Origin of the sequence: Paraburkholderia phytofirmans (assembly GCF_046028095.1) — a bacterium.
Lineage (GTDB): Bacteria > Pseudomonadota > Gammaproteobacteria > Burkholderiales > Burkholderiaceae > Paraburkholderia > Paraburkholderia phytofirmans_A.
Genome location: NZ_JAQQDJ010000013.1, coordinates 24,897 through 49,445, shown reverse-complemented (window position 1 = coordinate 49,445; position 24,549 = coordinate 24,897). Strand labels below are relative to the sequence as shown.

Here is a 24,549-nt window from a genome sequence, read left to right as displayed (position 1 = left end):
GGAGCTGGGATTCGACGATGTATTTAAAGTGAAGTCTCGACTCTTCGAATACGACAAGGCGGGATCACTCACTGTTACGCTGACGCTATCTCATACCGTCACATAGGATCACTTTATATCGATGATAAATAGTCTTCTTCGTTAATCGTGTTCCTTATCGGGCCCACAATCGATATGTAAATTCACAATAAATATGAAGGCTTGCCGGTTCTTTGCGCGACACCCCATCTGAGCCAACTCAATAGAGCCGCATTTCACTCCCATTCCAGACTCGCCTGCGCTTTCAGATTAAAGCCACCAATTATCCAACGGGTAATTCACTTGCCCTGGAAAGACATCATGACTTGGCAATTCTGGCCAACACCTTGGCAAATTCGGCCAGTCATTAATGCAGCGCAACAACGTTATGTAGCATTCGATCAAACAATTAAAGCGGCTTAGAGACGGCCGGCAAGTCACTCATTTCCGGGAAAGTACGATGGAGTTTCTTTGCAACGTGAAGCATAAGAATGCACTTCAAGCGCCCGCTTTGCCACAGACCGCCAGCGTCAATCATATCGGTATTGCATTGTTCAATGGATTTGCTCTACCCGATGTGGCTTCCATCATCGAGATATTCCAGTCGGCGAATGCTCTGAGTGACACAGGCGAGCCCCGTCGAACGCGCTATGAGGTCTCGCTGTTGTCGGCATCCGGTGGGCGTATCGCCAGTTCTTCCTCGGTGTTCGTGTGGACCGACAGTGTCGAATCGCGCGGGCACGAGGACAACTTCCGCGCGCTTTTCATTGCAGGCGGCACCGGCGCAACGAACGCGTTCCGTGACGATCGTCTGATCGTGTGGCTTCGGCAGGCGTTTCCGAGAAGCGGCATGGTCCATGCGATCGCCGAGGGACGTCTGATGCTCGAAGCGGCGGGTTTCTCGAACGCCTACGGTGCGCGCATCGACAACGACAGTCACGCACGAAGCGCCTTTCCATCCCGGCCTCTGGTGGACTCGCCCAGCCCGCTGCGAACCGCCTTGCGCATCGTTGGCGACGATCTTGGACCGGAAGTCGCGCAGCAGGTCGCCGATTGGGTTGCGCCTCAAGGCGAAACCCAGTTCAGCACAATCCTGCGTAGCAAAACGGCATCGCATATCAGCGATAAGATCCAGGCGTCCGCGCAATGGCTCGAGGCCAACGGCGCCCGCCCAATCTCGATCGACGACGCCGCACAGATCGCGGCGATGAGCGAACGGAATTTCCTGCGGCGCTTCAAGAGCGAAATGGGTGTGACCCCGTCGGAATATCTGCTCTATGTGCGGCTCGACATGAGCTGCCGCCTTCTGGCCAAAACAAGCCTGCCCGTCGACAAGATCGCGCGTCGCTGCGGCATTGGCAGCGGTGGACGGCTCGCGAAGCTGTTTCGCAAGCACCTGCTCACCACGCCGACAGAGTATCGAATCAGCAAACAAGGTTCGCGCAGAGTATCGTAACGCAGACCGGCGGCAAAGCCGCGGTCTCTTTCCAGAGCCCTGGCAAGTCTGGAATGCTTAAGCGGTACGCTCGAATCGCTCATCCAGCGTCTGAGCAAGCGCGTCCCACCAATGCGGCCGCACAAGTCCGAAGCGCTCATCGAAGCGGTCGTTGTTAAGAGCCGAATTGCGCGGCCGCGCTGCGCGCGTCGGGAACGCCTCGCTCGGTACGGCTTCGATGTGTGTGACGCGTACCCGGCCTGAAGGCGCGAGATTGCGCGCATAGTCGATGATCGCAGAAGCATAGCCGTGCCAACTGGTCACGCCTCGCGATGTCAAATGAAAGAGACCGCTCTCGAAGCGTGCTTCCCGGCGCTCGCGCATCGCTTGCGAAATCGCGTGGGCGGTAACGTTGGCAAGCATTCTTGCCGGAGTCGGTGCACCCACCTGGTCATCGACGATCTTGAGCGCTTCACGTTCGCTGGCGAGCCGAAGCATCGTCAGCATGAAGTTTGCTCCGCGCGTCGCGTAGACCCAGGAGGTGCGGAAGATCAGATGATCGCATTCGGACGCGATGATTGCGAGTTCCCCGTCGCGCTTGGTCGCGCCGTACACATTCAGCGGCGCCGTCTCGCAATCTTCCGAATAAGGCTCCGTCGACTTTCCGTCAAATACGTAGTCAGTCGAGAAATGAACGAACAATGCGCCAGCGCGTTTTGCCGCGCGGGCCATGACGTCGACCGATTCGGTATTGACGAGTCGTGCCGTTACGCAATCGTCTTCCGCTTTATCGACCGCCGTATAGGCTGCGGCGTTGACAACGACGTCCGGGCGGTAAAACCTCATCAACCCGTCAAGCAGCGCCGGCTTGCTGAGATCCGCAACTTCCCGGTCCCAGCGAACTACGTCACCCAGCGGCGCAAGCGAGCGTGCGAGCTCCCAGCCGAGTTGCCCTTGTACACCTGTGACCGCGATTCTCATCAGTAAACCTCGGCCTCGTTGAAGCGGCTACCGGCGGCGTCTTTCGATGAAACGAACGGCACACCATCCAGTTCCCAGTCGACGGCGATGTCCGGATCGTCCCAACGCAACGTACGTTCGTGTTCCGGGTGCCAGAATGCAGTCGCTTTATAAAGGAACTCGGCGACATCCGACAATACGACGAAGCCGTGCGCAAAGCCTGGCGGAATCCATAGCTGCCGCCGGTTCGACGCGGACAGGCGCACGCCGACCCATCGCCCGAACGTGGACGACCAGCGCCGCAGATCGACCGCAACGTCGAACACCTCACCCACTACAACCCGAACCAGCTTGCCTTGTGGATGCTGGATCTGGTAATGCAGGCCTCGCAGAACGCCTTGCGCTGAAATCGAATGATTGTCTTGCACGAACGTATAGCCGCGCGCCACTTTCTCTTCGAACTCGACCTGATTGAACGTCTCGAGGAACGCACCGCGTGAATCTCCGAACACCTGGGGCTCGATGACCTTCACGTCAGGAATCGCGGTATGTCGAACTTGAATGGTCATGTGTGGACGGTAGGAATGAGAGATGACAGATATCGGCCGTAGTCGGTCTTTTGCAAAGGCGCCGCGAGGCGGGCCAGTTGCTCGGCATCGATCCAGCCACGCCGGAATGCGACTTCCTCCGGGCTCGCAACCAGCAAGCCCTGCCTCTGTTGCAGCGTCGCGATAAACGTCGCCGCATTGATCAGCGACTCGTGCGTGCCTGTGTCGAACCAGGCAAAACCTCTACCCAGCGTCTCCAGATGAAGCGTTTCGCGCTCCAGGTAGTGCCGATTCACATCCGTGATTTCCAGCTCACCGCGTGCGGATGGCTCGATGTTCGCGGCAATATCGCAGACGTCGCCGTCATAGAAATAAAGACCTGTCACGGCAAAACTGGAACGCGGCTTCAACGGCTTCTCTTCGATCGACAGTACCTTGCCCCGGCCGTCGATCTCCACCACGCCGTAGCGTTGCGGGTCGTGCACGTGATAGCCGAAGACCGTCGCGCCTTTGGTTCTGGAATGCGCGTTGCCCAGATGCGCACCCAGGTCCGCGCCATAGAAAATGTTGTCGCCCAGAATCAGCGCGGACGGTTTCCCGTCGATAAATTCGCGGCCGAGTATGAACGCCTGAGCGAGCCCGTCCGGCGACGGCTGCACGGCGTAGGTGATCCGCATACCCCACTGGCTGCCGTCGCCGAACATCGCCGCGAAGCGCGGCGTGTCATCCGGCGTCGAGATCAGCAGAACCTCGCGAATGCCCGCCATCATCAGCGTGGACAGCGGATAGTAAATCATCGGCTTGTCGTAGATCGGCAGCATCTGCTTGGAGATGACACGCGTGATCGGGTACAGCCGCGTACCAGACCCGCCGGCGAGAATAATGCCCTTACGGTTCGAGTCCATCGTTCACGCTCTCTTGAGTACGCTTGCGGGGTTCCAGCGCCGGTATGCGCCGGAGCGGATTTCTTCGAGCCACGCGCCGTTTTCAACGTACCACTGCACCGTCATCGACAAGCCGCTCGCAAACGTCTCGCGCGGCACCCAGCCGAGCTCGCGACGCAGCTTCGTTGCATCGATCGCGTAGCGCCGGTCGTGTCCCTTCCGGTCCGGGACGAAAGCGATCTGCTCGCGATAACTGCCGCTCTCGCGCGGCTTTATCGCGTCGAGAAGATCGCAGATGAAATGAACGACTTCGACGTTGGTTTTCTCGTTATCGCCGCCGATGTTATAGGTCTCCCCCGGCACGCCACGGGCGAGCACCGTACGGATCGCATCACAATGGTCGCGTACATACAGCCAGTCGCGCACATTGCGGCCATCGCCGTAAACCGGTAGCGCGTCGCCGCTCAGTGCCCGCTGAATCATCAACGGAATCAGCTTCTCCGGAAACTGGTAAGGCCCGTAGTTGTTCGAACAGTTCGTGGTCAGCGTAGGCAAACCGTAGGTGTGGTGGTACGCGCGGACGATATGATCCGAACTGGCTTTCGATGCCGCATAGGGACTGTTTGGCGCGTACGGCGTCGTCTCCGTAAATGCGGCGTCGTTGGCCGACAGCGAACCGTACACTTCGTCCGTTGACACATGCAGGAAGCGAAACGAATTGCGGTCCGCATCGCTTAGGCGCTCCCAATAGAGCCGCGCGACATCGAGCAGTTCACCGGTACCCGTCACATTTGCATCGATAAACTCACGTGGACGGTCGATCGAACGATCGACGTGACTTTCCGCTGCAAAGTGCACCACGGCACGCGGCCGATATTGTTCAAAGATAGCGTTCATGGCCGCGCGATCGCCGATATCGCGACACACGAACACGTGACGAGGATCGTCGTGCAGCGCTTGCAACGTGCCGTAATTGCCGGCATACGTCAATTTGTCGATATTGAGTATCGGCTCATCGTGGTGGGCAAGCCAGTCGATGACAAAATTTGCGCCGATAAAACCGGCGCCACCCGTTACGAAGATCATTTGAAGTTCTCTTAGATGACGGCTTTTACATTTTGAATCGTAAAGGCGCGACTATTTTTTCATCGGCCATATAGTTGGCGCATTCCGACATTCGCCAGTTTCCTGCTTGAGTCGATTGCACTACTCATTCAAATCGATCCCGTGAACGCCAGGATTCAATCCCTGCCGATTCGCGTCACGAAACTCGCTCGGCGTGAGAGAGAGTCGACGTCTGAATATTTTTGCAAGCCGCTCGCCACTTCCCATTCCGCAACGTCGCGCGATCGTATCGATCGGCAAACTGGTTCGCTGGAGCAGGCTGCACACGACACCCAATCGAATCTCGAGCAAATACTCCGAGGGCGTGATCGACGCCTCCGCCCTGAAGCGACGCAAAAACGTTCGTTCGCTCATATTCGCGACTTCCGCCGCGTGCGCGATCGAGATCGGGTGCATATAGTTCTCTCGCAGCCAATTCGCCGCCGCTCTGACCGGTGCCGTCCATTCCATCGATGACGCGTCGTCCGTTTGCACATCGCGACTGCCATTCGACGTCCGAGGACTCGCGTGCTTTCTCACAGCATTGCGCGAGGATGTGAGATAAAGCAGAATCTGCGATTCAATCTGTTTTCGCGCATGCGCGCCGGTCGCCGCCAACGCCGCGACAAACGACACCCCTGCTTCCGTCATGGACGGCGCCAGTCTCGAACGTGCGCGAGCACTGCCCAATCGTCGCCCGCGCCGCGCTGTACTCGGCGAAGCCATCACGAATCGATACAACGAGCTGTCGCTATCCCACACGACGACATCGGCTCGCGCCACCAAAGTCGACACGGCGCGCAACACATCCGGGTCTTCGGCCGCCCCCACCCTGCACTTCGCACCGACTACGAACACACCGTCGAATTTCTCCGATAAACGAGGTTCGACCGGATCCGTCCAGATCCGGATTGAAAGCGAGTCATCGACATAGCCGCCCCCAATCGACAGTAACGACACCTTGAATATCAGGTCAGGCGGCGGCGACTTCTCCTCCACGATATCGTTGCCGTGAGCGCGGTTAAAGATGTCCGCCAGCGCATCGACTTCCTTGACGGAGAAGCCTGCGAATACGACTATCGCAATCTTCACTTCCGATTCCATGGAAGGCGCCGCGACGTTCTCGGAGAATGCTCCTTTAGCTCTTGTGCGGTTTGTGTACGGGTGCATGTTCCTGTTTCCGCGGCCGGCGCTGGCTTTGTCACTTATCCTGACTGCCGATATTACTCACCGCGTGCAGTCGACAATGATCGCTGGCTACCGGTGCCATGGATTTGTCTGAAATAACGCTAGCCACTGTGCCCAACGCACCGAGCATGCACCTTCACTTCTTGAAAACACCCACAATGTGCTGGTGTTCGAGTACCAGTAACGAAGTAATCCGCCGTTCGTCGAGCAATGCCAACGCGTCCTGTACGCGCGTTGCGGGTGACACCATCGTGGGCTCTCTCGACATGAAGTCTCGCGCGCATTTTTCGAATGCTTGGGGCCCGTGGACCTCGATCAAACGGCGAACGTCACCGTCGGTAATCAGGCCCCAGCCTGTTTCGTCGCGAACAATCGCAATCCCAAGACTGCCGCGCGTCATCTCGCTGACAATCTCCATGACCTTCGCATCGGGCCCGACGAACGGAAGCTTGTCGCGCACCATCTCATCGCCCACTGTGCTCAGCAGTCGTCGACCAAGCGATCCTCCAGGATGAAAACGCGCGAAGCCCTCCGGCTTGAAATCGCGCGCCTCCATTAACGTCACGGCGAGCGCATCGCCCATTGCCAGCGTCGCCGTCGTTGAAGCGGTCGGCGCCAGTTGAAGCGGACATGCCTCTTTCTCGACACCGATATCCAGATGGCAATGCCCCGCGCGGGCCAGCGTCGACTCACGATTACCCGTCATTGCGATCACGAAATTGTGATTGTTTCGCAGAAATGGGAGCAGTTGCACAACCTCGTGGGTCTCGCCCGAATTTGAAATGGCGAGAAATACGTCGTCACTGGTGACCATCCCGAGGTCACCGTGATACGCCTCGCCGGGATGCATGAAAAACGCCGGCGTGCCGGTGCTCGCGAAGGTCGCGGCGATCTTCTTGCCTATGATTCCAGACTTGCCCATGCCGCATACGATCACACGGCCGCGCGTTTCGAGAATACGTGCTATCGCCTCTGCGTAGTCGTCGTCCAGACCCGATGCGAGCGCGGCAATGGCATTGGACTCCAAAGCGAAAACCCGTTTCGCCGACGAGATGTAATCGTGAGCCGTCATGATCTACCCGAAGCGTTCACAAAAAGTATTTCCCTTACTCGCGCCACATCCTCTTTCGTATCGACACCCGGCGGCGGGGGTTCCGGCCATTCGAATACGCGAATAGGCATACCCAGCCAGATCGCACGCATCTGTTCCAGCCTCTCGAGTTCCTCGAGTTCGCATGAAGGTGTCTCTGTCAGCCGGTAAAGCGCCGAGCATCGATAGGCGTAGATACCGACATGACGCAAGTACGCGGACAGCGGCCAATCGTTTTGCGGAAGATCGCGGCAAAACGGAATCGCCGCCCGTGAGAACACGATTGCCTGCCCCTGCGCGCCGACCACGAGTTTGACGACGTTCGGATCAGTCAAATGGGACACTGCCGTTAAAGGCACCGCGACAGTCGCCATGTCGAAAGCCTGCGCGTTCGCGCAGAATTGCACGAACGACGCAAGCAACGGCTGTGGAACGAGCGGTTCGTCGCCTTGCACATTGACGACCAGATCGTCTGGATTCCAGCCCAATTCACGCGCGACTTGCGCGCACCGATCAGTTCCGGACTGATGTTCGGGGTCGGTCATCCGAACGGGAATCCGGTACGCCTCCAGACTTCCGACAATCCGCTCGTCATCTGTAGCCACCACAATGTTCACCGTTTCGGGCAACGCCGCTCGAACAGCTTCATAAACACGCACGATCATCGGCTCGCCCGCCAGATCAATGAGCGGCTTGCCGGGCAAGCGAGTCGACCCAAAGCGAGCCGGTATCACCACGTGAATCGAAGCAAGGTCACTGGACGATCGCACTGCGCACCTCCCCGGTCAAAAACGATCGATACATCTCGTCAAGCGTCATCCCGTCGGCCAGCAACACGCTCTCCGCGACTTCACGGGCGACGCCGTGGCCGCCGCGCGCGCGCGTGACATGATCCGCGTGACGCAATACGAGCACGTGTGCATCGCCGGGGGCGAACGCGCGTCCCGCGCGCAACATCACCGGCAAATCAATCACATCGTCGCCGACGTAGACGATCTGCTCGTCCTGCAACCCTCGCTCCAGCTTGATCGCCTCGTACGCGGACAACTTGTCGCGGCTGCCGGTCACCACCACGTCGAAACCGAGTTCTTTCGCCCGGCGTGTAAGCGGCGCACTCGATCGACCTGACAACACGCCGCTCGCAATCCCGTATTCCCGCAGCAATCCGATCGCCACGCCGTCGCGTACGCTAAAAGACTTGAGGTATTCACCGTCGCCATTGAAATGCAGCGAGCCGTCCGTCAGCACGCCGTCCACATCGAATAGAACGAGGCGGATTTTCCCCCGATACTCTCGTGGCGTGCTCATTGAATATCCAGCGCGGGAAAACTCTTGATCAGATCGTCAAGGTCTTTCATTTGCTGGAGAAACGGCTCGAGCACGGCAAGCGGAAGCGCGCTCGGACCATCACAGCGCGCGTGGTCTGGATCCGGATGTGCTTCCAGAAAGAGACCGCTCAGACCGACCGCTAGACCGGCACGTGCAAGTTCGACGACCTGGCGGCGGCGGCCACCTGAAGCGGCGCCGCCCGGATCGCGGTATTGCAGGCTATGCGTCACGTCAAAAATCGCCGGCGCGCCGTCCGATGCTTCGATCATCTGCCGGAAGCCGAGCATATCGACGACCAGATTGTCGTAGCCGAACGAGCTGCCCCGCTCGCACAGAATGACGTTGTCGTTGCCGACTTCACGGCACTTGCCGACAATGTGAGCGACCTGCGTGGGGCTCATGAATTGCGGCTTCTTGATGTTGATCACACGGCCCGTTTTGGCAATAGCCACCACCAGGTCCGTCTGCCGCGCGAGAAATGCCGGCACCTGGAGCACGTCGACCACCTCCGCGACACGTGCGGCCTGCTCGACCTCGTGTACATCAGTGATGACCGGCACGCCGAACTCGCGTTTGACCGCTTCAAAGATTCTCAGACCTTCATCGATTCCGACCCCGCGGTAAGAATGGATCGACGAACGATTCGCCTTGTCGAACGAAGCCTTGAAGACGAATGGAATGTTCAGCTTCGCCGTCGTCTCGACATAGTGGCGGCAGGCAAACAGTGTCGAGTCGAGGTCTTCGAGAACGTTGATGCCGCCGAACAATACAAACGGCAGACGGTTCGAGACCGTTACCGCGCCTGTGATTTCTACCGCACGATCGTTTATCTTCATCGCTCACGTCCACGCCAGAAAGAGTTAGAACGGTTGACCTCGACCTCCGTACCCGGAGACATCCGAGCACGGCGATCTTCTGTCTTTTTGCCTCATGTACTGCACGCGTTGACGCTAGCTACGCGTCTCCCCACCGTATTCATAGGCTGCATAGCGATATGAGCCATATTTGGAGCCGTAGCCATACCGCGCGTGCGACAGATTCAGTCCGTTAAAGAGTACGCCGTTTGCCTCGACCCCGTTTTGGGCGAGCCGCTTGACCGACTCTGCGATCTCGCCCGCTTTCGTCACCGCCGCCCTCGCGACCAGGAACACGGTGCCGGCATTCGGCGCGAGAATCCCGGCATCGGCGGCGGCAAGTGCAGGCGCCGTGTCAATCAGCACGATGTCGTACATTTTCGACAGGTCCTCGATATAAGACGTCACCCGGTCACCCAACAACAGCTCCGCGGGATTTCGCGGCAGTGTTCCTGTCGAAACAAAGTCCAGTCGCGGGAGCAGATCGCGCCGCACAACCTGCTCGAATGCCGAGAGACCCGACACCAGCTCTGAAAAACCGCCACCGCGTTCAAATCCGAACGACTGATGCAAATGCCCCTTGCGCAAGTCACCGTCGATCAGTAGCACTTTTTTGCCCCCTGCCGCGAGCACAGCCGCAAAATTCACCGACACGAACGACTTACCGACGGCCGGCGCTGACCCTGTCAACAGTACGACGTTGTTTCGCGCATTCACCATCGCAAACTGCAACGCAGTTCTCAGACTACGTAAGCTTTCGATAGCCGGATCGCTGGGCGAATCGGCGGCGAGAACGTGTGTACCCGCTTTCTTTGCACTCGACACCCTGCTCAGCTCCTGTTGACGCTTACTCAACGGGATCGTCGCGTACACATGCAGACCCGTGCGGCGCTCCAGTTCGGTCGGGTCGCTGATGCCGCGGAACAGCATGTTGCGCACAAAGGCAAGCACCGCGCCTGCAAACAAGCCGACGACCAGCGAACCAGCAAGGACGATCAGCTTTTTCGGCTTGACGGGCTTCTCCGGTACCGCTGCCGTGTCGACAAGCCGCACATTTCCCGTCTTGCCCGCCTTGACGAGTTGCAATTGCTGAAAGTTGTTCAGCAACGACGTGTAGAGATCGGTATTGACCTGAACGTCGAGTTGCAACTGGACAATCTGCTGCTGCACGTCGGGTAATTGCTTGATTCTGGAGGACGCCGCGTCGCTGTATTGACGCAACGTTGCAATCTGCGAGTCGATCGTGCGGATCGCCGGATGGTGTCCATTGAATCGCGCCGCCAGCCCTTGGCGTTGCTCCTCGAGTTCAAGTAGCTTGGTTTTTGCATCGACGGACTGCTGCAATACCACCTTCGCTTCCTCAGTCAGGTCCACGCTGCCGAGTTTGTTCCGTGCTGCCGTATACCGTTGCTGTGCCTCGTCGAGGCGTTGCTTGATCACCGGCAATTGCGAGTTCAGAAACTCCAGAGACTGTGCAGCTTCAGCAGACTTTCGTTCGACGTTCTGCCGGATGTACTGGTCGCCCACTGCGTTCAACTCCGCCGCTACGCGCACCGGGTCGGTATCGAGCAGACTCGCAATCAATACACCCGATTGCTTCACCTTCTCTTCAACGTCGAGGTTGGTTTGCAAGTCGGTGATACTCTTCATTCGCGAGTGGCGGCGAAGTACGAACTGCGTATCCGCCCGACCTTTAATGGATTTCACCCAGAGAAGGATCTTTCCGCAACACGACGGTACGGACTCGAGCCGTCCAACCTGACCGACAAACGGTTCAGGGAGATCGTCACCGGTCAACCGGTAGTGCATCGCGTCGATCACCGTCAGGCGGAATTTGTCGTCCTCGAGCGATACCGGTACATCGAACTGCGCCACATCGATATGCTCGTTCCCCCATGCGTAGCCACCCATGCCGAACAGGCCGGGCGTGGAAAGCTCCTGACTACGACGCGCTATCCAGTTCCCGATCAACGGAAAGTAGCGCGGCTGCGCGTCGATAAACAGCTTGAGGTTGTCGACCGCACGCGTAACGACAAGGCGTGACGCCAGAATCTGGCTTTCGGCGGCAGCCGTCGATTTCACGTCGAACAACGACGAAACATCGCCCAGGAGGCCCTTTTCCGCCGAGCTCTCCGGGCTGTCTTCGACCTGTATGAGAAGATCGGCTTCATAGACCGGATTAGTCAGAAACGCGTAGAGCGTGCCGGCCACGACGAAGAAGGCTACGACAATGCCGATCAGCCAACGGCTTTCTATCAGCACGTCGAGAATCGTCACGAAATCCAGCTCTTCTTCGCTATCGGGTGCCCCCGTGGGAGGCAATTTAGTTTGCGTCATCAAATAGGTGCCAAGGTAGCGAGCGGAAAAAACGCCTGCTCGGTTAAGCCACAATTTTGAGTCGCTCGACCCAGTCTTCGATCGCGCGGTCAATCAAGGTGAGGCACGCTTGAAAATCTGAACGCTCGCCTCCGTAAGGGTCGAAAATATCCTGATCAATGAATTCGCCCAGCCGAAATACCTTTCCACGCGTGGTCGGATAACGATCGACCACGCTCTGCTTCTGTTTAGCGTCCATCACGAAGATCACATCGGACTGCGCGCACAGAAGCGCCGATAGCGGGCGGGCGCGGTGATCGTCGATCACGATGTCGCGCTCGCGCATCAACTCACGCGCGATCGCGTCGGCAGGATGGCCGATCAGCGCGCCCAGTCCCGCGGACTCCACCCGGACGTGGCGCAGCCGCGTGCGCAGAAGCCCTACCGCCATCGGACTTCGGCAGATGTTGCCGATACAGACCACGAGAACCGATTGGACCATGTTCAGTTATCCGATGCAGTTCGTTGCAGGTAATACGCACCGGTCGCACTGCCCACCAGAGGCGTCACGACGCGGTACCACCTGATCACGCCTGGCGCGTCTACATACACGACGTCGTCCGGCTTCATTTCGAACCCGGCGGCAAGCACCATTCCGGTCGGCGACTTGCTGTCGAGATGAAATATCTTGGGTAGTCCATCGTCCGATTTCGCGCGCACCACATAGATTTCACCCGCATCGCCGCTCAACTGGCTGACACCACCCGCATCGCCAAGCGCATCGCTCAGCGTCAAATGACCATTCGTCTTGAACACGACAGGCCCCGGCTTCACGACTTCGCCTGACACCACGACCCGATGTTCGATCAAAGGCGGGACCCGGATCGCGTCCTGGTCACGAATCGCAATGTCCTTCGGATTGAGCCCGCGTTTCAGCATTTCGGGAAGGTTGATCCGATGTGTGATGCCGCCGCGAGTCAGTTCGATTCTGCTTAGATCGCCTGTGGCCGCAACGCCGTTTGCCAGATTCAGCATCTCGGCCAGAGTCATCGGGACATCGGTGATCTGCTTGACGCCCGGTTGGCGCACTTCGCCGTCGATATAGGCTTTCTGACTGCGGTATCCGATGACGCGCACCGTTACCTGCGGATCGTTGAGGTTCTGCTTCAGGTGGTCGATCAATTCCTGCTGCAATTGCAGCTCAGTCAGTCCACTGGCCTTGATCTTCTTCACATAGGGAAACTGGACATAGCCGTCCTTGCTGACCACAAAGCCAGGCAGGCTCTGCGCCGCCATGCCGACCGTAGCCGGAGAGGCGCCCGAATCGGTACCGATCGCATAACTCAGGTTAGGCATCACCAGTTCCGGGTGATCCCAAACGATGATCGACAGCACGTCCTGGGCTCCGATCCGATACGGCGCTGGTGGCGCGATCAACGATGCATAGCTGGTGTCGGCCGCTATGGCAGCCTTGCGCGCCGACGATTCCTGCTCGATCAGCTTGAACGTAATCGGAGTGATCACCGGCACTGAAGAAGGATCCTCGGGATCGATCGGCTTATGTGGATCGAAACTCATCCCAGGCGCAAATGCGCAAGCACCGAGCGCAACAACCGAACACAGGGACATGCGTTGAATAAGTGATGCAAAGCGATTTCTCATTGGCAGTGTGCTAAGGCAGTGTGGATCTGCGGACTTCGAAATGACTGGCTGAAAGAGCGACGATCTACGGTCTGTTCGAACGCCCTCGAATGTCAGTCGCGCTTTACGGCTGTGAGACCGCATCGCACAGTCTGCCGTCGCTTTCTTGACGGCTTGTCTTACCGGGATCGGATATTACCGATGCTGCGGCGCGGCGAATCGCGTTGACCGAAAACGGCATGCATTTGGCGAAATACGGAAAGTCCTGGGCGGCGCCCGATGGCTTCGCGGCCAAGCCCTGCGGCTTCTCACCCAATATGGATAAATCGGACATCAAGTCGCTGCGCGGCTTCCGGCCGATACCAAAACGCCATGCTTGCGCGCGTTGAGTCGAATCGGACGATTCATTGCCGTTTTCCGTCATCGGATTTTTCACCGCCAACCTCGTGGTTATGATGCGACGCAAAACCGGTTAGCGCCCGCAAACAAATCGCTAGGGGAATGCAAATGCAATCAGTCAAACCGCTTGGTTTTCATCCCGGCACTCGCGCACCTGCCTTTCTTTTCGTGTTGCTCGATGCGTGTCTCGTATTGGCGGGCGCCGCAATTGCGTATGTATTCCGTTTCGACGATTTCACTGCGTGGAGCGATCCCACGCTGCTTCTCGTTGCCTTCAATACGGCGATGGCCGTTCTGCTATTCCCCACGCTCGGCATCTATCAATCGTGGCGAGGACGGAGTCCGCTGGAGATGGTGACGCTCGTCACGATCGGCTGGGTAGCCGTCTTCGTTCTGGGACTCGTACTGGTCTTTACGACACATCAGGCACACATCCTGTCGCGGCTCTGGTGCGGGACGTGGCTCGTCATGTCGCTTGTGCTCCTCGTCACCGTGCGGCTCGCGCAGTATCAATTGTCCAAACAGCTATGGCGTCGTGGCATCAATGTCCAACCCGTCGCGATTGTCGGTGCAAATCCGCTCAGCCTTACGTTGATCGATCGCTTGCGTAAGAATGCCCAGTCGGGTTTCTCTCCGGAATGTGTATTCGACGAAAATCCGCTTGCCTCCACGTACGCCGGTGGACTTCCGGTGGTCGCTTCTCTCGACGGACTGGCTGATGCGGTGCGTACCCGAGGCATCAAGGAAATCTGGCTCGTTCTGCCGCTGCGGGAAGAAGCACGTGTACACGCCGTATTGAACGCGTTCCGGCATGACTTCGTAAATGTCCGCTTCATTCCGAACGTGCGCGACATTTCTCTCTTCAACCACTCGGTCTCGGAGGTCGTCGGGCTATCCGCAATCAATCTATTGGCATCACCCTCAGCAGATCCACGTTTTGTACCCAAACAGATCTTCGACCGCACATTCGCGGCCCTCGCATTGCTCTGTTTGTTGCCGCTGATGCTTGTCATCGGAATTCTCGTGAAGTTGTCGTCGCCAGGACCGGCTTTCTTCCGCCAATGGCGCAAGGGTGCGAACGGCAATGAATTCCAGATCTACAAGTTCCGCACGATGGTGGTTCATTCGGAAGATGCCGGCCAGTTGACTCAGGCCAAACGCCGCGATCCTCGTGTAACGCCGATAGGTGCGCTGCTCCGCAAGACCAGTCTCGACGAGTTGCCGCAGTTCATCAATGTCCTAAAAGGCGACATGTCCGTGGTCGGTCCGCGCCCGCACGCCTTACAGCACGACGAACTCTACAAAGACCTCGTGCATGGCTACATGTTTCGCTACAGGATCAAACCTGGCATTACGGGCTGGGCGCAAATCAATGGCTATCGCGGCGAAACCGACAAGATCGAGAAGATGCAAGGACGAATCGCGTTTGATCTCTATTACATCGAGAACTGGACCTTCGGTCTCGATCTCAAGATCGTTCTAAAAACGTTTATCCATGGTTTCGGCGGCGCCCACGCTTATTGAAGATACGCGCTTCTTACGCTCTACATGCATTCGTGTCGGCTGCTCGCCCAAATTCGTCTCTCGCGTCCCAGATCAGCGCTGCGATTCACCGTAATCGCAGCCCCTTTTTGACCTCTACTTCAATCTTCGAGCTCGCATGAATATCCTGATCACCGGCGGTGCCGGCTTTATCGGCAGTGCACTCGCGCGTACCCTTAACCGCCTCGGCGACACTGTTACCGTACTGGACAACCTCTCTCCGCAGATTCACGGGACTAATCCCGATGACTCGCCCTTATTCAAGTCACTGCCTGAATCCGTGCGCTTCATCAAGGGTGATGTACGTCGCCGTGAAGACTGGCTGGCCGCACTGGAAGGTCAGGAAGCCGTCATTCACCTGGCTGCGGAAACGGGTACCGGCCAATCCATGTACCAGATCGACCACTATGTCGAGACCAATGTGCGTGGCACGTCGCTGATGCTCGATTTGCTCGCCGAAGCGCGTGACGCGGGGCATGGCACCGTCCGCCGGGTCGTCGTGGCGTCGTCCCGTTCCATCTACGGCGAAGGCAAATATCGCGGCCACGCGGGCTATGTCTATCCAGGCGCGCGGAAAGCCTCTGACATGCGTCTCGGACTGTACGATTGCCTTTGCGCCGCAACCGGCGAACGCCTCGAACTGGTCCCGACCGACGAAACCTCCAAGACCCACCCAAGCTCTGTTTACGGCATCACGAAGCTGTTCCAGGAGCAACTGGTTCTGACTGTCTGCGAGACGCTCGATATCGGCGCGATCGCACTTCGCTTTCAGAACGTGTATGGACCGGGCCAGTCGCTGCGCAATCCGTACACCGGCATTCTCTCCATCTTTTCCACGCTGCTGCTTCAGGGCAAAGACGTCAACATTTTCGAAGACGGCCTCGAGAGTCGCGACTTCGTCTATATCGACGACATCGTCGAATCCATTGTGCTCGCGCTCGATGCAACGAATAAAGCGGGCGTCGCCTACAACGTCGGATCCGGCAAGGCAACCAGCGTGCTTCAGGTTGCGCAAACGCTGAAGCGCTTCTACGGCGCCACCGGCGCGCTCAACATCACGGGCAATTTCCGTCTCGGCGACATTCGCCATAACTATGCGGATCTGAAAAAGATTCGCAAGGAACTCGATTTCGAGCCGAAGGTGTCGTTTGCAGAAGGTGCGATGCATTTCTGCAAGTGGGTCGAGGAACAAACCATCTCTGATGCAGGCTACGACCAATCGGTCGCCGAGATGCGCAGTCGCGGATTGTTGAACTAAGCGCACCCTCACTCTTCAAGGAAATTCGCGATGAAAATTGGCATTGTGACCGTGCTTTTCAAATCGGATCCTGTGATCGCAGGGTTTATTGCGAGCATGAACGCTCAACGATTCACGGATTTCCATGTCCTCTGTATCGAGAACGACGTCGAAAACCGCGCCTGCGAAGCGGCAATTCGCGCGGATCTGAAGGTCCCGTTCACGTTCATTCGCAACAAATCGAACGTGGGTGTCGCCACGGCGAACAATCAGGGACTGGACTTTTTTCTTCCGGATGAGAGCTTCACGCATGTCCTCTTCCTGAATAACGACATCGAAGTCGATGCCGATTTCCTCCAGCAGCAAGTCGACATTCTGCTTGCCAATCCGCGCGTCGACGCCCTGGCACCGAAAAGTTTCTACTACGACACGCCCGGCAAGCCGTGGTACGCCGGTGGCAAACTGAGCTACCTGAAAGGCGGTTGCCGTCATTTCGGCCATAACAAACCTGATCGACTGACCAAAAATCTGCTGTATCCGGTTGACTACGCGCCAACCTGCTCGCTGATCGTCAAATCGCGGCCGTTGAAGGAGTCGGGAATCCGGATGTGGGAAGAACTCTTCGTCTACTACGACGACACGATCTTCTGCCTCGAATTGAAAAGGGCCGGAATCAAGATGTATTACACACCGACCATTCATCTTCAGCACAAGATCAGCTCTTCGACGGGCGGCAGCCGATCAGATTTCTCACGCTATTACTTGACGCGCAACTGGCTTTACTGCGGACTGAAGACACGTAATCTGGCCGTCGCAGCATCGGCGATCGTGTTAACCGTTTTCCACGCGGTCGCACGTCACAAGATCGAACTTCGTGCAATGCGCGACGCGTTTCTAATGAAACGAACTGTCGCATAACTACGTTCGACATCGTATCCGGCCGGCGGCTGGCTCGCTCACACACTATGAAAACTAAAGTTGTCACGCTGGTTTACTACCATCCCATGGCGCGCTTCTTCTGTGCGATAGAGGATGCATGGAAGCAGCTGGATCCCGACGTCGAATTTCTCCATCTGGCGGTTTTCCCAAGTGCGTGGGCGTACTTCCGGTTGCACGGGCGTGCGACCAGGGCGCTGTCATGGAAGGCATTTCTGACGAGAGCCAGGGATCGCTCGACTGACCCGGACGTGATATCGGCTCTGATTCGCTTCCATTCGTCCGATCCCGGCATGACCGATCCGCAGCGGGACGCCCTTGACCGCCAGGCGCGGGCGATGCTCGAAGTGAGCCGATCGGTGATCGAGCAGTTCGATCCGGACGTAGCCATTCTCAGCGGCGATACACGCTTGCCGGCCGAAGTGTTGATGCGCACACTGGCCGATTCGCGCGCGACGACGTGGTTCTTCGAGCAGGGGCCGTACCGCACCACGCTACTGGATCGCGAGGGCGTCAACGCGAATTGTTCGTTCCGGACGGCTCTTGCCGATCTTCCCGCGACGGGTCCTGAGCTGGTCGTACCTAATCAGCGCCCGAGATGGAACAATCGTCTCTACTCGATCGTCGACAAGTTTATCGTTGCGCAGTCCCGGCTCACCGGGTTGCTGCCGCCCGATCTCCGTCCATATCGGCTGGAGAAGTGCCCGTCTTCGCGTTACAAGGCATTGGTGCGCCAATCGGACGCCGTGTCCGACAGACGAAAGACGCTCCTTCTCGCAATGCAGGTGCCAGAGGACGCGAACAACATCTATCACAATCCACTTCAGCTCAGCGATGCTGGACTGATCGAGTTCGTCATGTCGGGTATCCCACCCGACTGGAAAGTCGTCGTCCGTGAACATCCGCTGTACCGCCGCAAATATAGCGCGGCATTCTATGCGCTGGTGGAGCGCCTGGAGAGAATCGAACTCAGCGGTCGGTCGCTATCCGATGATATTGCCCGGACATGCATAACGGTCACGGTCAACTCGTTGACGGGACTCGATGCCTTCGCGGCCGGCCACAGGGTCATCGTGCTCGGCGAATCGTTCTACGATCATCTCAACGGAATCCTGCCGGCCCGGACGCCAGCCGAACTCGGACATCTGGTCGAACACCCCACCGACAGGTCAAAGCCTGCGCCGAATATGTTACTTGGCTCACTGGTCGACCGGTACTTCTTCCCCGGCCACTTTACTGACGTCGATCTCGGCTATACGCGCGGTATCGCCGCGCGTGTAATGGAGTCGCTCCGCGTTGAGACCCGATAAAACAGATATGACGCCAGCCGGACTTCCGCGGTCGCCGACCATTGTCAGACGTATTGCGTCGAGTTTCGTCTTCAGGCTATCGGGCGCGGTGACGAATTTCTCGTTTGTGATCTTTCTCGGCCGTTACCTCGGCGCGTCGCAGACGGGTCTCTACATGATTGGCTTAGGGTTTCTGTCGGTGCTGTCGACATTCTGCCGTCTCGGCCTCGAACAGATCGTCATTCGCGACGGCGGTCCGATGGTGCGCGATAGTCAGTGGGTACAGCTGCGAAGCCTGTACCGCCAAACCATGCTCCTCGCCGCTATAGCGAGTCTCGCTCTGACGCTTACGGTCATTCTTTTATCGAAACCCTTGGCGGTGTACGTTTTTCACAAGCAGGAACTTGCCTCTGTATTGGTGTGGTTCGCCGTAGCGTTGTTACCTACTTCGATCGCGATGATGCACGTACCGTTTCTGCAGATCATCGGCAAGCCGGAGAGAAGCATTGCCGTTTTCAGTGTCTGGGTACCGCTCCTCTCGTTCCTTTCACTGTTCTGCATGCCGCCGTCGAGCGCGGTAACGGCAGCATATATTTTCGTCGGCGCATCGACCGTCAACCTCACTATTGCGTACATTCCCTTCAGTAGATTCATGCGTAGTGCCAGTGGTCTCACCAGTCCAATCGGCCCCGTATGGAATGTCCGCTTGCTACGACCGGCACTGCCGCTGCTGATCGGCAACACCTGCCAGATGGCGCTGCTCTGGATCGCCGTGTTTGCCGTTGGAATCCACTCTTCTCCTTCTGACGTAGGCGGGTATTCGGTCGCACAACGCGTTGCGCTGACACTATCGGGATTTCTGGTCCCGCCTATCGACGCGCTAGTCGGGCCCAAACTCTCGATGATGCGCGGCACTTCCAGCAAGCACGATATCGAGTGGATCGTTCAACGCGTGTCGGCTGCGTTGCTGATACTCGTATCGGGTCTTTTCGTCGTTTTGGTCATATCGGGTCACCAACTGTTGCGACTGTTCGGCAATGACTTTGGGGCGGGTTACGGCCCACTCCTCTTCTTGAGCGCGGGACAACTCGCCGTGGTCGCAAGCGGTTCGATACGTCCTTTACTGGTCGTTCACGGACTCGAAAGAGTCATCCGTAATGCGATGGTGATCGCGACCCTGGTGTGCATAGCCCTTGCCGCGATTCTCGTGCCGACGTTAGGCGCAACCGGCGCGGCACTCGCTACCGCTCTTGCACTGGCAGGCGAAAAACTCGCGGAGGGACTCGTGGCATGGAAGGTTCTAGGTATCTGCGTCTACCCGTCGCTGTCGTTCTACCGGCGTGAGATCACCACGCTCCTGAAGCACCACGCCAAACGCACACAAACGGAATAGCCACGTGAACATAGGCATCTTCTTCAAGGTCCGGAATCGTCTCAGGACGTCACTTCAGGGCCTCGTGTATCCGTTTTTCTTCGCGCGCTTCGGGGCACGTTCCCGCATTCTCAGGCCAATCCGGATCGACGGATCGGACTGCATCGCGATCGGCGCCGACGTATTCATTAACAATTTCGCGTGGATCGAGACGATTCAAGCGTTCTCCGCGCAACCCAGACTCGATATCCGGGACCGCGTTTACATCGGCAACAGCGCGCATATTATTGTTACCCACTCGATCGAGATCGGATGTGACGTGCTGATCGCCGATCGAGTCTACGTCGCCGACTATATTCACGGATACGAAGACATCCACAAACCCGTCAAGACGCAAGACCTGATTCAGCGCCGCCCGGTCAGCATCGGCGACGGCTCGTGGATCGGCGAGAACGTCGTGATACTCGGAGCGAGAATTGGCCGCCACTGCGTGATCGGCGCTAACGCCGTTGTCACAAGCGACATCCCCGATTTCTGCGTCGCCGTCGGCGCACCCGCCCGCGTGGTTCGACACTGGCATCCGGATCGTAAGCAATGGTTAAAAGGCGCGCCCTCTGCGCGCAACGCCTGTCCCGCCAGTGTCACAAACGAAATCAATCATGCTTAGTTCCCTCTTCCGGCGCGAAATCCGCGCCTCAATACTGCTGACCGCAATTCTGCTTGTTAGCGGCGGTTGGATCGTTGTGGTTCGTGTTGGCAATTCCGCAATGATCGCCGCAATCGTGGTGGTTCTATTTTGCAGCTTCCTGGTATCGGTACGCTTTCCCCGAGCAATCCGCGGTAGCTACGGGATTCTGGTTATCGCGATTTTCGTCGCCAGTTATGCGCAGGACTTTCAGATTGACGACAAAGAACTCTTCGTCATTTTGAAAGCGCTCATTGCGGGCGTCGCGTGCATCTATTTCAAGCGCACACGCCGCGACTTCCGCGAGCTTTTTGTCGACGTGATGTATTACATGGCAATCATCTCGCTAGTGCTTTATCCGCTCGCCTACGTGGCCCCCGGCATCGCACGCCATATCGACGACGAATACAGCACGGTCTTCGGCCTTCTCTATGTCCGCTCGACCGATCTGCAGCGCTTCAACCACTACCGTAATCAGGGCATCTTCTGGGAAGCCGGAGTGTACGGCGTAATGCTGACGATGGCCTTCGCATACAACTGTCTGAAGTACAAGAAGCGACCCAACTGGGTATTTCTTCTGGCGGCTCTCTCGACTCAATCCATGGGAGCCTTATCGGTCTTGATGCCATTCGCCGCTTATTGCTACATGCATCAGCGCCAGCCGCGACTCGCGAATCTCGCGGCGATCATGTTGGGCATTGTTGTGGCACTCGTACTGGCTGCCCCCGGTGCGATCGACGACGCCTTCTCGACCCTGTTCGGTCGCTCGCTGCAAGGCGACTCAAGTATCACCGTGCGAATCAACGACATGACACTCGGGGCGCGCGCCGCAGCTGACAGCTTGCTGCTCGGCCGTCCAAGCGGCGACCTCGACGCCTACAACGCACTTGCACTGGACGAGTATGGGTACATCAAGGAGAACGACGCCGGCATATCGAATTCAATTACCGGCATGATCTACAAATACGGCGTACCCGTCACCGTCATCTATTGCTGGGTTCTCTGGCTCCGCGTGCGTAGAGATTTCGGCGGTATGGCACCACTCGTTTTTGCCGTTTTCGCAGGCTTGCTGATGATCGAACCACTCGGCCTGTCGATCTTCGTCTTCATGCTTCTCGCCTATAGAGACTATCCGTCGGTAGCCGGCCGGCAATAGGTTCGACGTGTCTCACAAGGGCCATTTTCAACGCCTTTGTAATGGGTTACCCGGATCTGCCAAAAGTATGTCGAATTAAGACAGTCGACGCACAACACATAGGTTGCTCAGTAGAGTCACATCGAACGAGGCATACAGGATAGAAGCACATGAGCATTTTTCCAGTTGTTCTATGTGGCGGCAGTGGAACGCGGTTGTGGCCGATGTCTCGTGGCGGTCAACCAAAACAGTTCCTCACGCTCGCGGGCGAGCATTCGCTGTTGCAGACTACGCTGAGACGCGTCAATGCTCTCGACAACACCAAGCCGCCGGTTCTGGTGTCAAATGCCGAATACCGCTTTCAGCTTGTCGATCAACTAAAGGAAATCGCTCTGGGCGTCTCCGCGATCATCCTTGAACCAGTCTCGAGAAACACCGCTGCGGCGATTGCGGCCGCGGCACATTTCGCTATTCAGGATGATCCCAAGGCGCTGTTGCTGGTGCTGCCGTCCGATCACGTCATTCAAAACGCAGACGCGTTTCACAACGCAGTCGAAACCGGCATTGCTCTGGCGCGCGATGGACGGCTCGTCACATTCGGGGTGGTGCCGACTGCGCCGCATACCGGGTTTGGATACATCCGCAAGGGTGAGTTGCTGGCAGACAAGGAGCACGAGGCATACAACGTCAGCGCCTTCGTCGAGAAGCCTGACGCCGCGCTCGCCGCCGAGCTGCTGGCCAGTGGCGATTACTTGTGGAACAGCGGCATTTTCCTGTTCGGCGCAGCCGTCTACCTGGACGAACTGAAACGATACGAGCCAGAGGTCGCCCGTCTCGCGGATCAAGCATACAAAGATGCACGTCCTGATCTGCAATTTCTTAGACTCGGCAAGGATGCATTCACCGAATGCCCGAGCATCTCGGTGGACTACGCGGTTCTCGAGCGTACCGATCGCGCGGCGGTTATCGCTGTTGACGATCTCGGCTGGAGCGATATCGGATCATGGTCCGCACTGCATGAGATTGCGCCGCAAGACGAACAGCGCAATGCGCTTATAGGCGACGTGCTGCAAGATTCCGTGTCGAATTCGTATATCCGCGCTGAACACCGCATGGTCGCGGCCATTGGCGTCAGCGACCTGGTAATCGTCGAAACGGCAGACGCTGTGCTCGTCGCACATCGCGATCTCGCCAAGCACGTAAAGACTATCGTCGACAGTCTCAATGCAACGGGACGGCGCGAGTCCGTTACGCATCGGCGCGTGACGCGCCCGTGGGGTTCGTATGAATCCATCGACCAGGGCGAGCGCTTCCAGGTCAAACGGATAGTTGTCAATCCTGGTGCCCAATTGAGTCTTCAACTGCACCATCACCGCGCCGAGCATTGGATCGTAGTCAAGGGCACGGCGTTAGTTACGAACGGCGACCGCGAGGACTTACTGACGGAAAACCAGTCTACCTATATTCCTGTTGGGGTATCGCACCGACTGTTCAATCCGGGAAAGATCCCACTTGAACTGATCGAAGTCCAATCCGGAGCGTATCTCGGTGAGGACGACATCGTTCGGCTCGAGGACCGTTATGGCAGAACCGGCACTGCATAGCGCTTAAGCGCTGCTCGCGCGCGCCTCTACGGAGGCGGCCCAGCGCATCTCATCCCGGCGATCTTGGGCATATCAGGCCGACGCAAGGCCGATTCAACAAGATTCCCACGTACTTAGTTTTCCAAAGTCTCCGATTGAATTTTCAGTCGGAGCGCTTCGTCACGTCTTATCGACCTGAGGCCTGTTAAATGACCACCAAATGCACGATGTTCGGGATAGAGATAGACGCCATATCAATGGACACGGCTGCAAAGACGTTGGCGCGGTGGCTGGAATCGCCGCGCGCAAGATGCCGTTACGTGGTCACGCCGAATGTGGACCATATCGTCAAACTTCGAAACTCTCTGGCATTTCAGGCCGCGTATGCAGGCGCGTCGATGGTGCTCGCTGACGGTAAGCCGCTGGTACTCGCATCGCGGATGATGGGTCGCGCATTAAAGGAAACCGTCCCCGGCAGCGACCTCGTACCGAGTCTCCTTCATCAGGCGCGGTCCATGAATCAGCCCATGCGCGTGTTTCTGCTCGGCGCCGGTTCCGGCGTTGCGGAGCGCGCCGCGCGGATCATTGCGCAACGCTGGCAGAACGTTCTGGTAGTCGGTACGTACTCTCCTCCCTTCGGATTCGAAACGTTGCCGTCCGAGTGTAATCGCATTCTCGACGAGATCGCCGCGGCCGAACCGGATCTGTTGATCGTTGGACTCGGCGCGCCCAAACAGGAACTATGGGTGCATGAGTACAGGGCTCGCATCAGCGCAAAGGTGGCGATCTGCGCGGGTGCGACGATCGACTTCATTGCAGGCGAGAAAGTACGCGCACCGGTCTGGATGCGCAGGACCGGCCTCGAATGGCTGCACCGGATCGTCACCGAGCCCCGGCGTCTGTTGCGCCGCTACGCACACGACGCTTTGGTATTCCCTACTGTTCTGGTCAGGGAACTGCTCAACAACGCAGTTGCGCGCAATAAATGATCGACCAACGAGAGT

23 protein-coding genes are annotated in these 24,549 nt (G+C 57.7%); 10 read left to right on the top strand and 13 right to left on the bottom strand.

Going from position 1 to position 24,549, the window contains the following annotated elements; all coding sequences use genetic code 11:
• The first annotated feature begins 478 nt into the window (after positions 1 to 478).
• Positions 479 to 1,474 carry a GlxA family transcriptional regulator gene (locus PQR54_RS30125; RefSeq protein ID WP_408252140.1) on the top strand — a complete coding sequence of 332 codons (996 nt, stop codon included), beginning with the start codon at positions 479 to 481 and terminating at the stop codon, positions 1,472 to 1,474.
• A 57-nt stretch (positions 1,475 to 1,531) separates the two neighbouring features.
• Here the strand turns inward: PQR54_RS30125 and rfbD are convergent, their stop codons facing one another.
• The 13 genes from rfbD to PQR54_RS30060 form a co-directional block, all read right to left on the bottom strand.
• Entirely contained in the window at positions 1,532 to 2,434 is a 903-nt protein-coding gene (rfbD, locus tag PQR54_RS30120) for a dTDP-4-dehydrorhamnose reductase (protein WP_408252139.1), read from the bottom strand.
• Positions 2,434 to 2,982 carry a dTDP-4-dehydrorhamnose 3,5-epimerase gene (gene rfbC / locus PQR54_RS30115; RefSeq protein WP_408252137.1) on the bottom strand — a complete coding sequence of 183 codons (549 nt, stop codon included), beginning with the start codon at positions 2,980 to 2,982 and terminating at the stop codon, positions 2,434 to 2,436. Before rfbC ends, rfbD begins: the two co-directional genes overlap by 1 nt.
• Positions 2,979 to 3,866: a glucose-1-phosphate thymidylyltransferase RfbA gene (gene rfbA / locus PQR54_RS30110; protein ID WP_408252135.1), complete on the bottom strand. Its 888-nt coding sequence runs from the start codon at positions 3,864 to 3,866 to the stop codon at positions 2,979 to 2,981. The genes rfbC and rfbA overlap by 4 nt, the downstream gene beginning before the upstream one ends.
• A gap of 3 nt (positions 3,867 to 3,869) precedes the next feature.
• A complete protein-coding gene (rfbB, locus tag PQR54_RS30105) occupies positions 3,870 to 4,931 on the bottom strand; it encodes a dTDP-glucose 4,6-dehydratase (RefSeq protein ID WP_408252134.1) in 1,062 nt (353 codons plus the stop codon).
• Positions 4,932 to 5,051: 120 nt separating this feature from the next.
• On the bottom strand, positions 5,052 to 6,053 hold the full coding sequence (locus PQR54_RS30100) for a helix-turn-helix domain-containing protein (protein ID WP_408252132.1): 1,002 nt from the start codon (positions 6,051 to 6,053) through the stop codon (positions 5,052 to 5,054).
• Positions 6,054 to 6,273: 220 nt separating this feature from the next.
• Positions 6,274 to 7,209 (bottom strand): KpsF/GutQ family sugar-phosphate isomerase, encoded by a 936-nt coding sequence (locus PQR54_RS30095; protein ID WP_408252130.1) that lies wholly within the window; start codon positions 7,207 to 7,209, stop codon positions 6,274 to 6,276.
• Positions 7,206 to 7,997 carry a 3-deoxy-manno-octulosonate cytidylyltransferase gene (gene kdsB, locus PQR54_RS30090; RefSeq protein ID WP_408252128.1) on the bottom strand — a complete coding sequence of 264 codons (792 nt, stop codon included), beginning with the start codon at positions 7,995 to 7,997 and terminating at the stop codon, positions 7,206 to 7,208. Before kdsB ends, PQR54_RS30095 begins: the two co-directional genes overlap by 4 nt.
• A complete protein-coding gene (locus PQR54_RS30085) occupies positions 7,981 to 8,535 on the bottom strand; it encodes a KdsC family phosphatase (protein WP_408252126.1) in 555 nt (184 codons plus the stop codon). Before PQR54_RS30085 ends, kdsB begins: the two co-directional genes overlap by 17 nt.
• Entirely contained in the window at positions 8,532 to 9,392 is an 861-nt protein-coding gene (gene kdsA / locus PQR54_RS30080; RefSeq protein WP_408252124.1) for a 3-deoxy-8-phosphooctulonate synthase, read from the bottom strand. Before kdsA ends, PQR54_RS30085 begins: the two co-directional genes overlap by 4 nt.
• Before the next feature lie 114 nt (positions 9,393 to 9,506).
• Positions 9,507 to 11,747 (bottom strand): polysaccharide biosynthesis tyrosine autokinase, encoded by a 2,241-nt coding sequence (locus tag PQR54_RS30075; protein ID WP_408252122.1) that lies wholly within the window; start codon positions 11,745 to 11,747, stop codon positions 9,507 to 9,509.
• A gap of 43 nt (positions 11,748 to 11,790) precedes the next feature.
• On the bottom strand, positions 11,791 to 12,228 hold the full coding sequence (locus tag PQR54_RS30070) for a low molecular weight protein-tyrosine-phosphatase (RefSeq protein ID WP_408252120.1): 438 nt from the start codon (positions 12,226 to 12,228) through the stop codon (positions 11,791 to 11,793).
• 2 nt (positions 12,229 to 12,230) lie between these two features.
• Positions 12,231 to 13,388: a polysaccharide biosynthesis/export family protein gene (locus PQR54_RS30065; RefSeq protein ID WP_408252118.1), complete on the bottom strand. Its 1,158-nt coding sequence runs from the start codon at positions 13,386 to 13,388 to the stop codon at positions 12,231 to 12,233.
• Positions 13,389 to 13,491: 103 nt separating this feature from the next.
• Positions 13,492 to 13,803 (bottom strand): hypothetical protein, encoded by a 312-nt coding sequence (locus tag PQR54_RS30060; protein WP_408252116.1) that lies wholly within the window; start codon positions 13,801 to 13,803, stop codon positions 13,492 to 13,494.
• A 134-nt stretch (positions 13,804 to 13,937) separates the two neighbouring features.
• On the opposite strand from PQR54_RS30060, the gene PQR54_RS30055 reads away from it, so the two are divergent.
• The 9 genes from PQR54_RS30055 to PQR54_RS30015 all read left to right on the top strand — a co-directional run bounded on the left by PQR54_RS30055 (position 13,938) and on the right by PQR54_RS30015 (position 24,534).
• Entirely contained in the window at positions 13,938 to 15,290 is a 1,353-nt protein-coding gene (locus PQR54_RS30055) for an undecaprenyl-phosphate glucose phosphotransferase (RefSeq protein WP_408252488.1), read from the top strand.
• Positions 15,291 to 15,426: 136 nt separating this feature from the next.
• Entirely contained in the window at positions 15,427 to 16,566 is a 1,140-nt protein-coding gene (locus PQR54_RS30050; protein WP_408252114.1) for an NAD-dependent epimerase/dehydratase family protein, read from the top strand.
• Between the two features lie 30 nt (positions 16,567 to 16,596).
• Positions 16,597 to 17,463, top strand: coding sequence for a glycosyltransferase family 2 protein (locus PQR54_RS30045; RefSeq protein WP_408252112.1), 867 nt, complete (start codon positions 16,597 to 16,599; stop codon positions 17,461 to 17,463).
• Positions 17,464 to 17,510: 47 nt separating this feature from the next.
• Positions 17,511 to 18,791, top strand: a complete 1,281-nt coding sequence (locus PQR54_RS30040) for a capsular polysaccharide export protein, LipB/KpsS family (protein WP_408252110.1) — start codon at positions 17,511 to 17,513, stop codon at positions 18,789 to 18,791.
• Entirely contained in the window at positions 18,778 to 20,163 is a 1,386-nt protein-coding gene (locus PQR54_RS30035; RefSeq protein ID WP_408252108.1) for a lipopolysaccharide biosynthesis protein, read from the top strand. The genes PQR54_RS30040 and PQR54_RS30035 overlap by 14 nt, the downstream gene beginning before the upstream one ends.
• Before the next feature lie 4 nt (positions 20,164 to 20,167).
• On the top strand, positions 20,168 to 20,809 hold the full coding sequence (locus tag PQR54_RS30030; RefSeq protein WP_408252106.1) for an acyltransferase: 642 nt from the start codon (positions 20,168 to 20,170) through the stop codon (positions 20,807 to 20,809).
• Entirely contained in the window at positions 20,802 to 21,983 is a 1,182-nt protein-coding gene (locus PQR54_RS30025) for a hypothetical protein (protein ID WP_408252104.1), read from the top strand. The genes PQR54_RS30030 and PQR54_RS30025 overlap by 8 nt, the downstream gene beginning before the upstream one ends.
• A gap of 149 nt (positions 21,984 to 22,132) precedes the next feature.
• Positions 22,133 to 23,566, top strand: coding sequence for a mannose-1-phosphate guanylyltransferase/mannose-6-phosphate isomerase (locus PQR54_RS30020; protein WP_408252102.1), 1,434 nt, complete (start codon positions 22,133 to 22,135; stop codon positions 23,564 to 23,566).
• Positions 23,567 to 23,754: 188 nt separating this feature from the next.
• Complete coding sequence (locus PQR54_RS30015; protein ID WP_408252100.1) at positions 23,755 to 24,534, top strand: WecB/TagA/CpsF family glycosyltransferase; 780 nt, start codon at positions 23,755 to 23,757, stop codon at positions 24,532 to 24,534.
• Positions 24,535 to 24,549 lie beyond the last annotated feature (15 nt).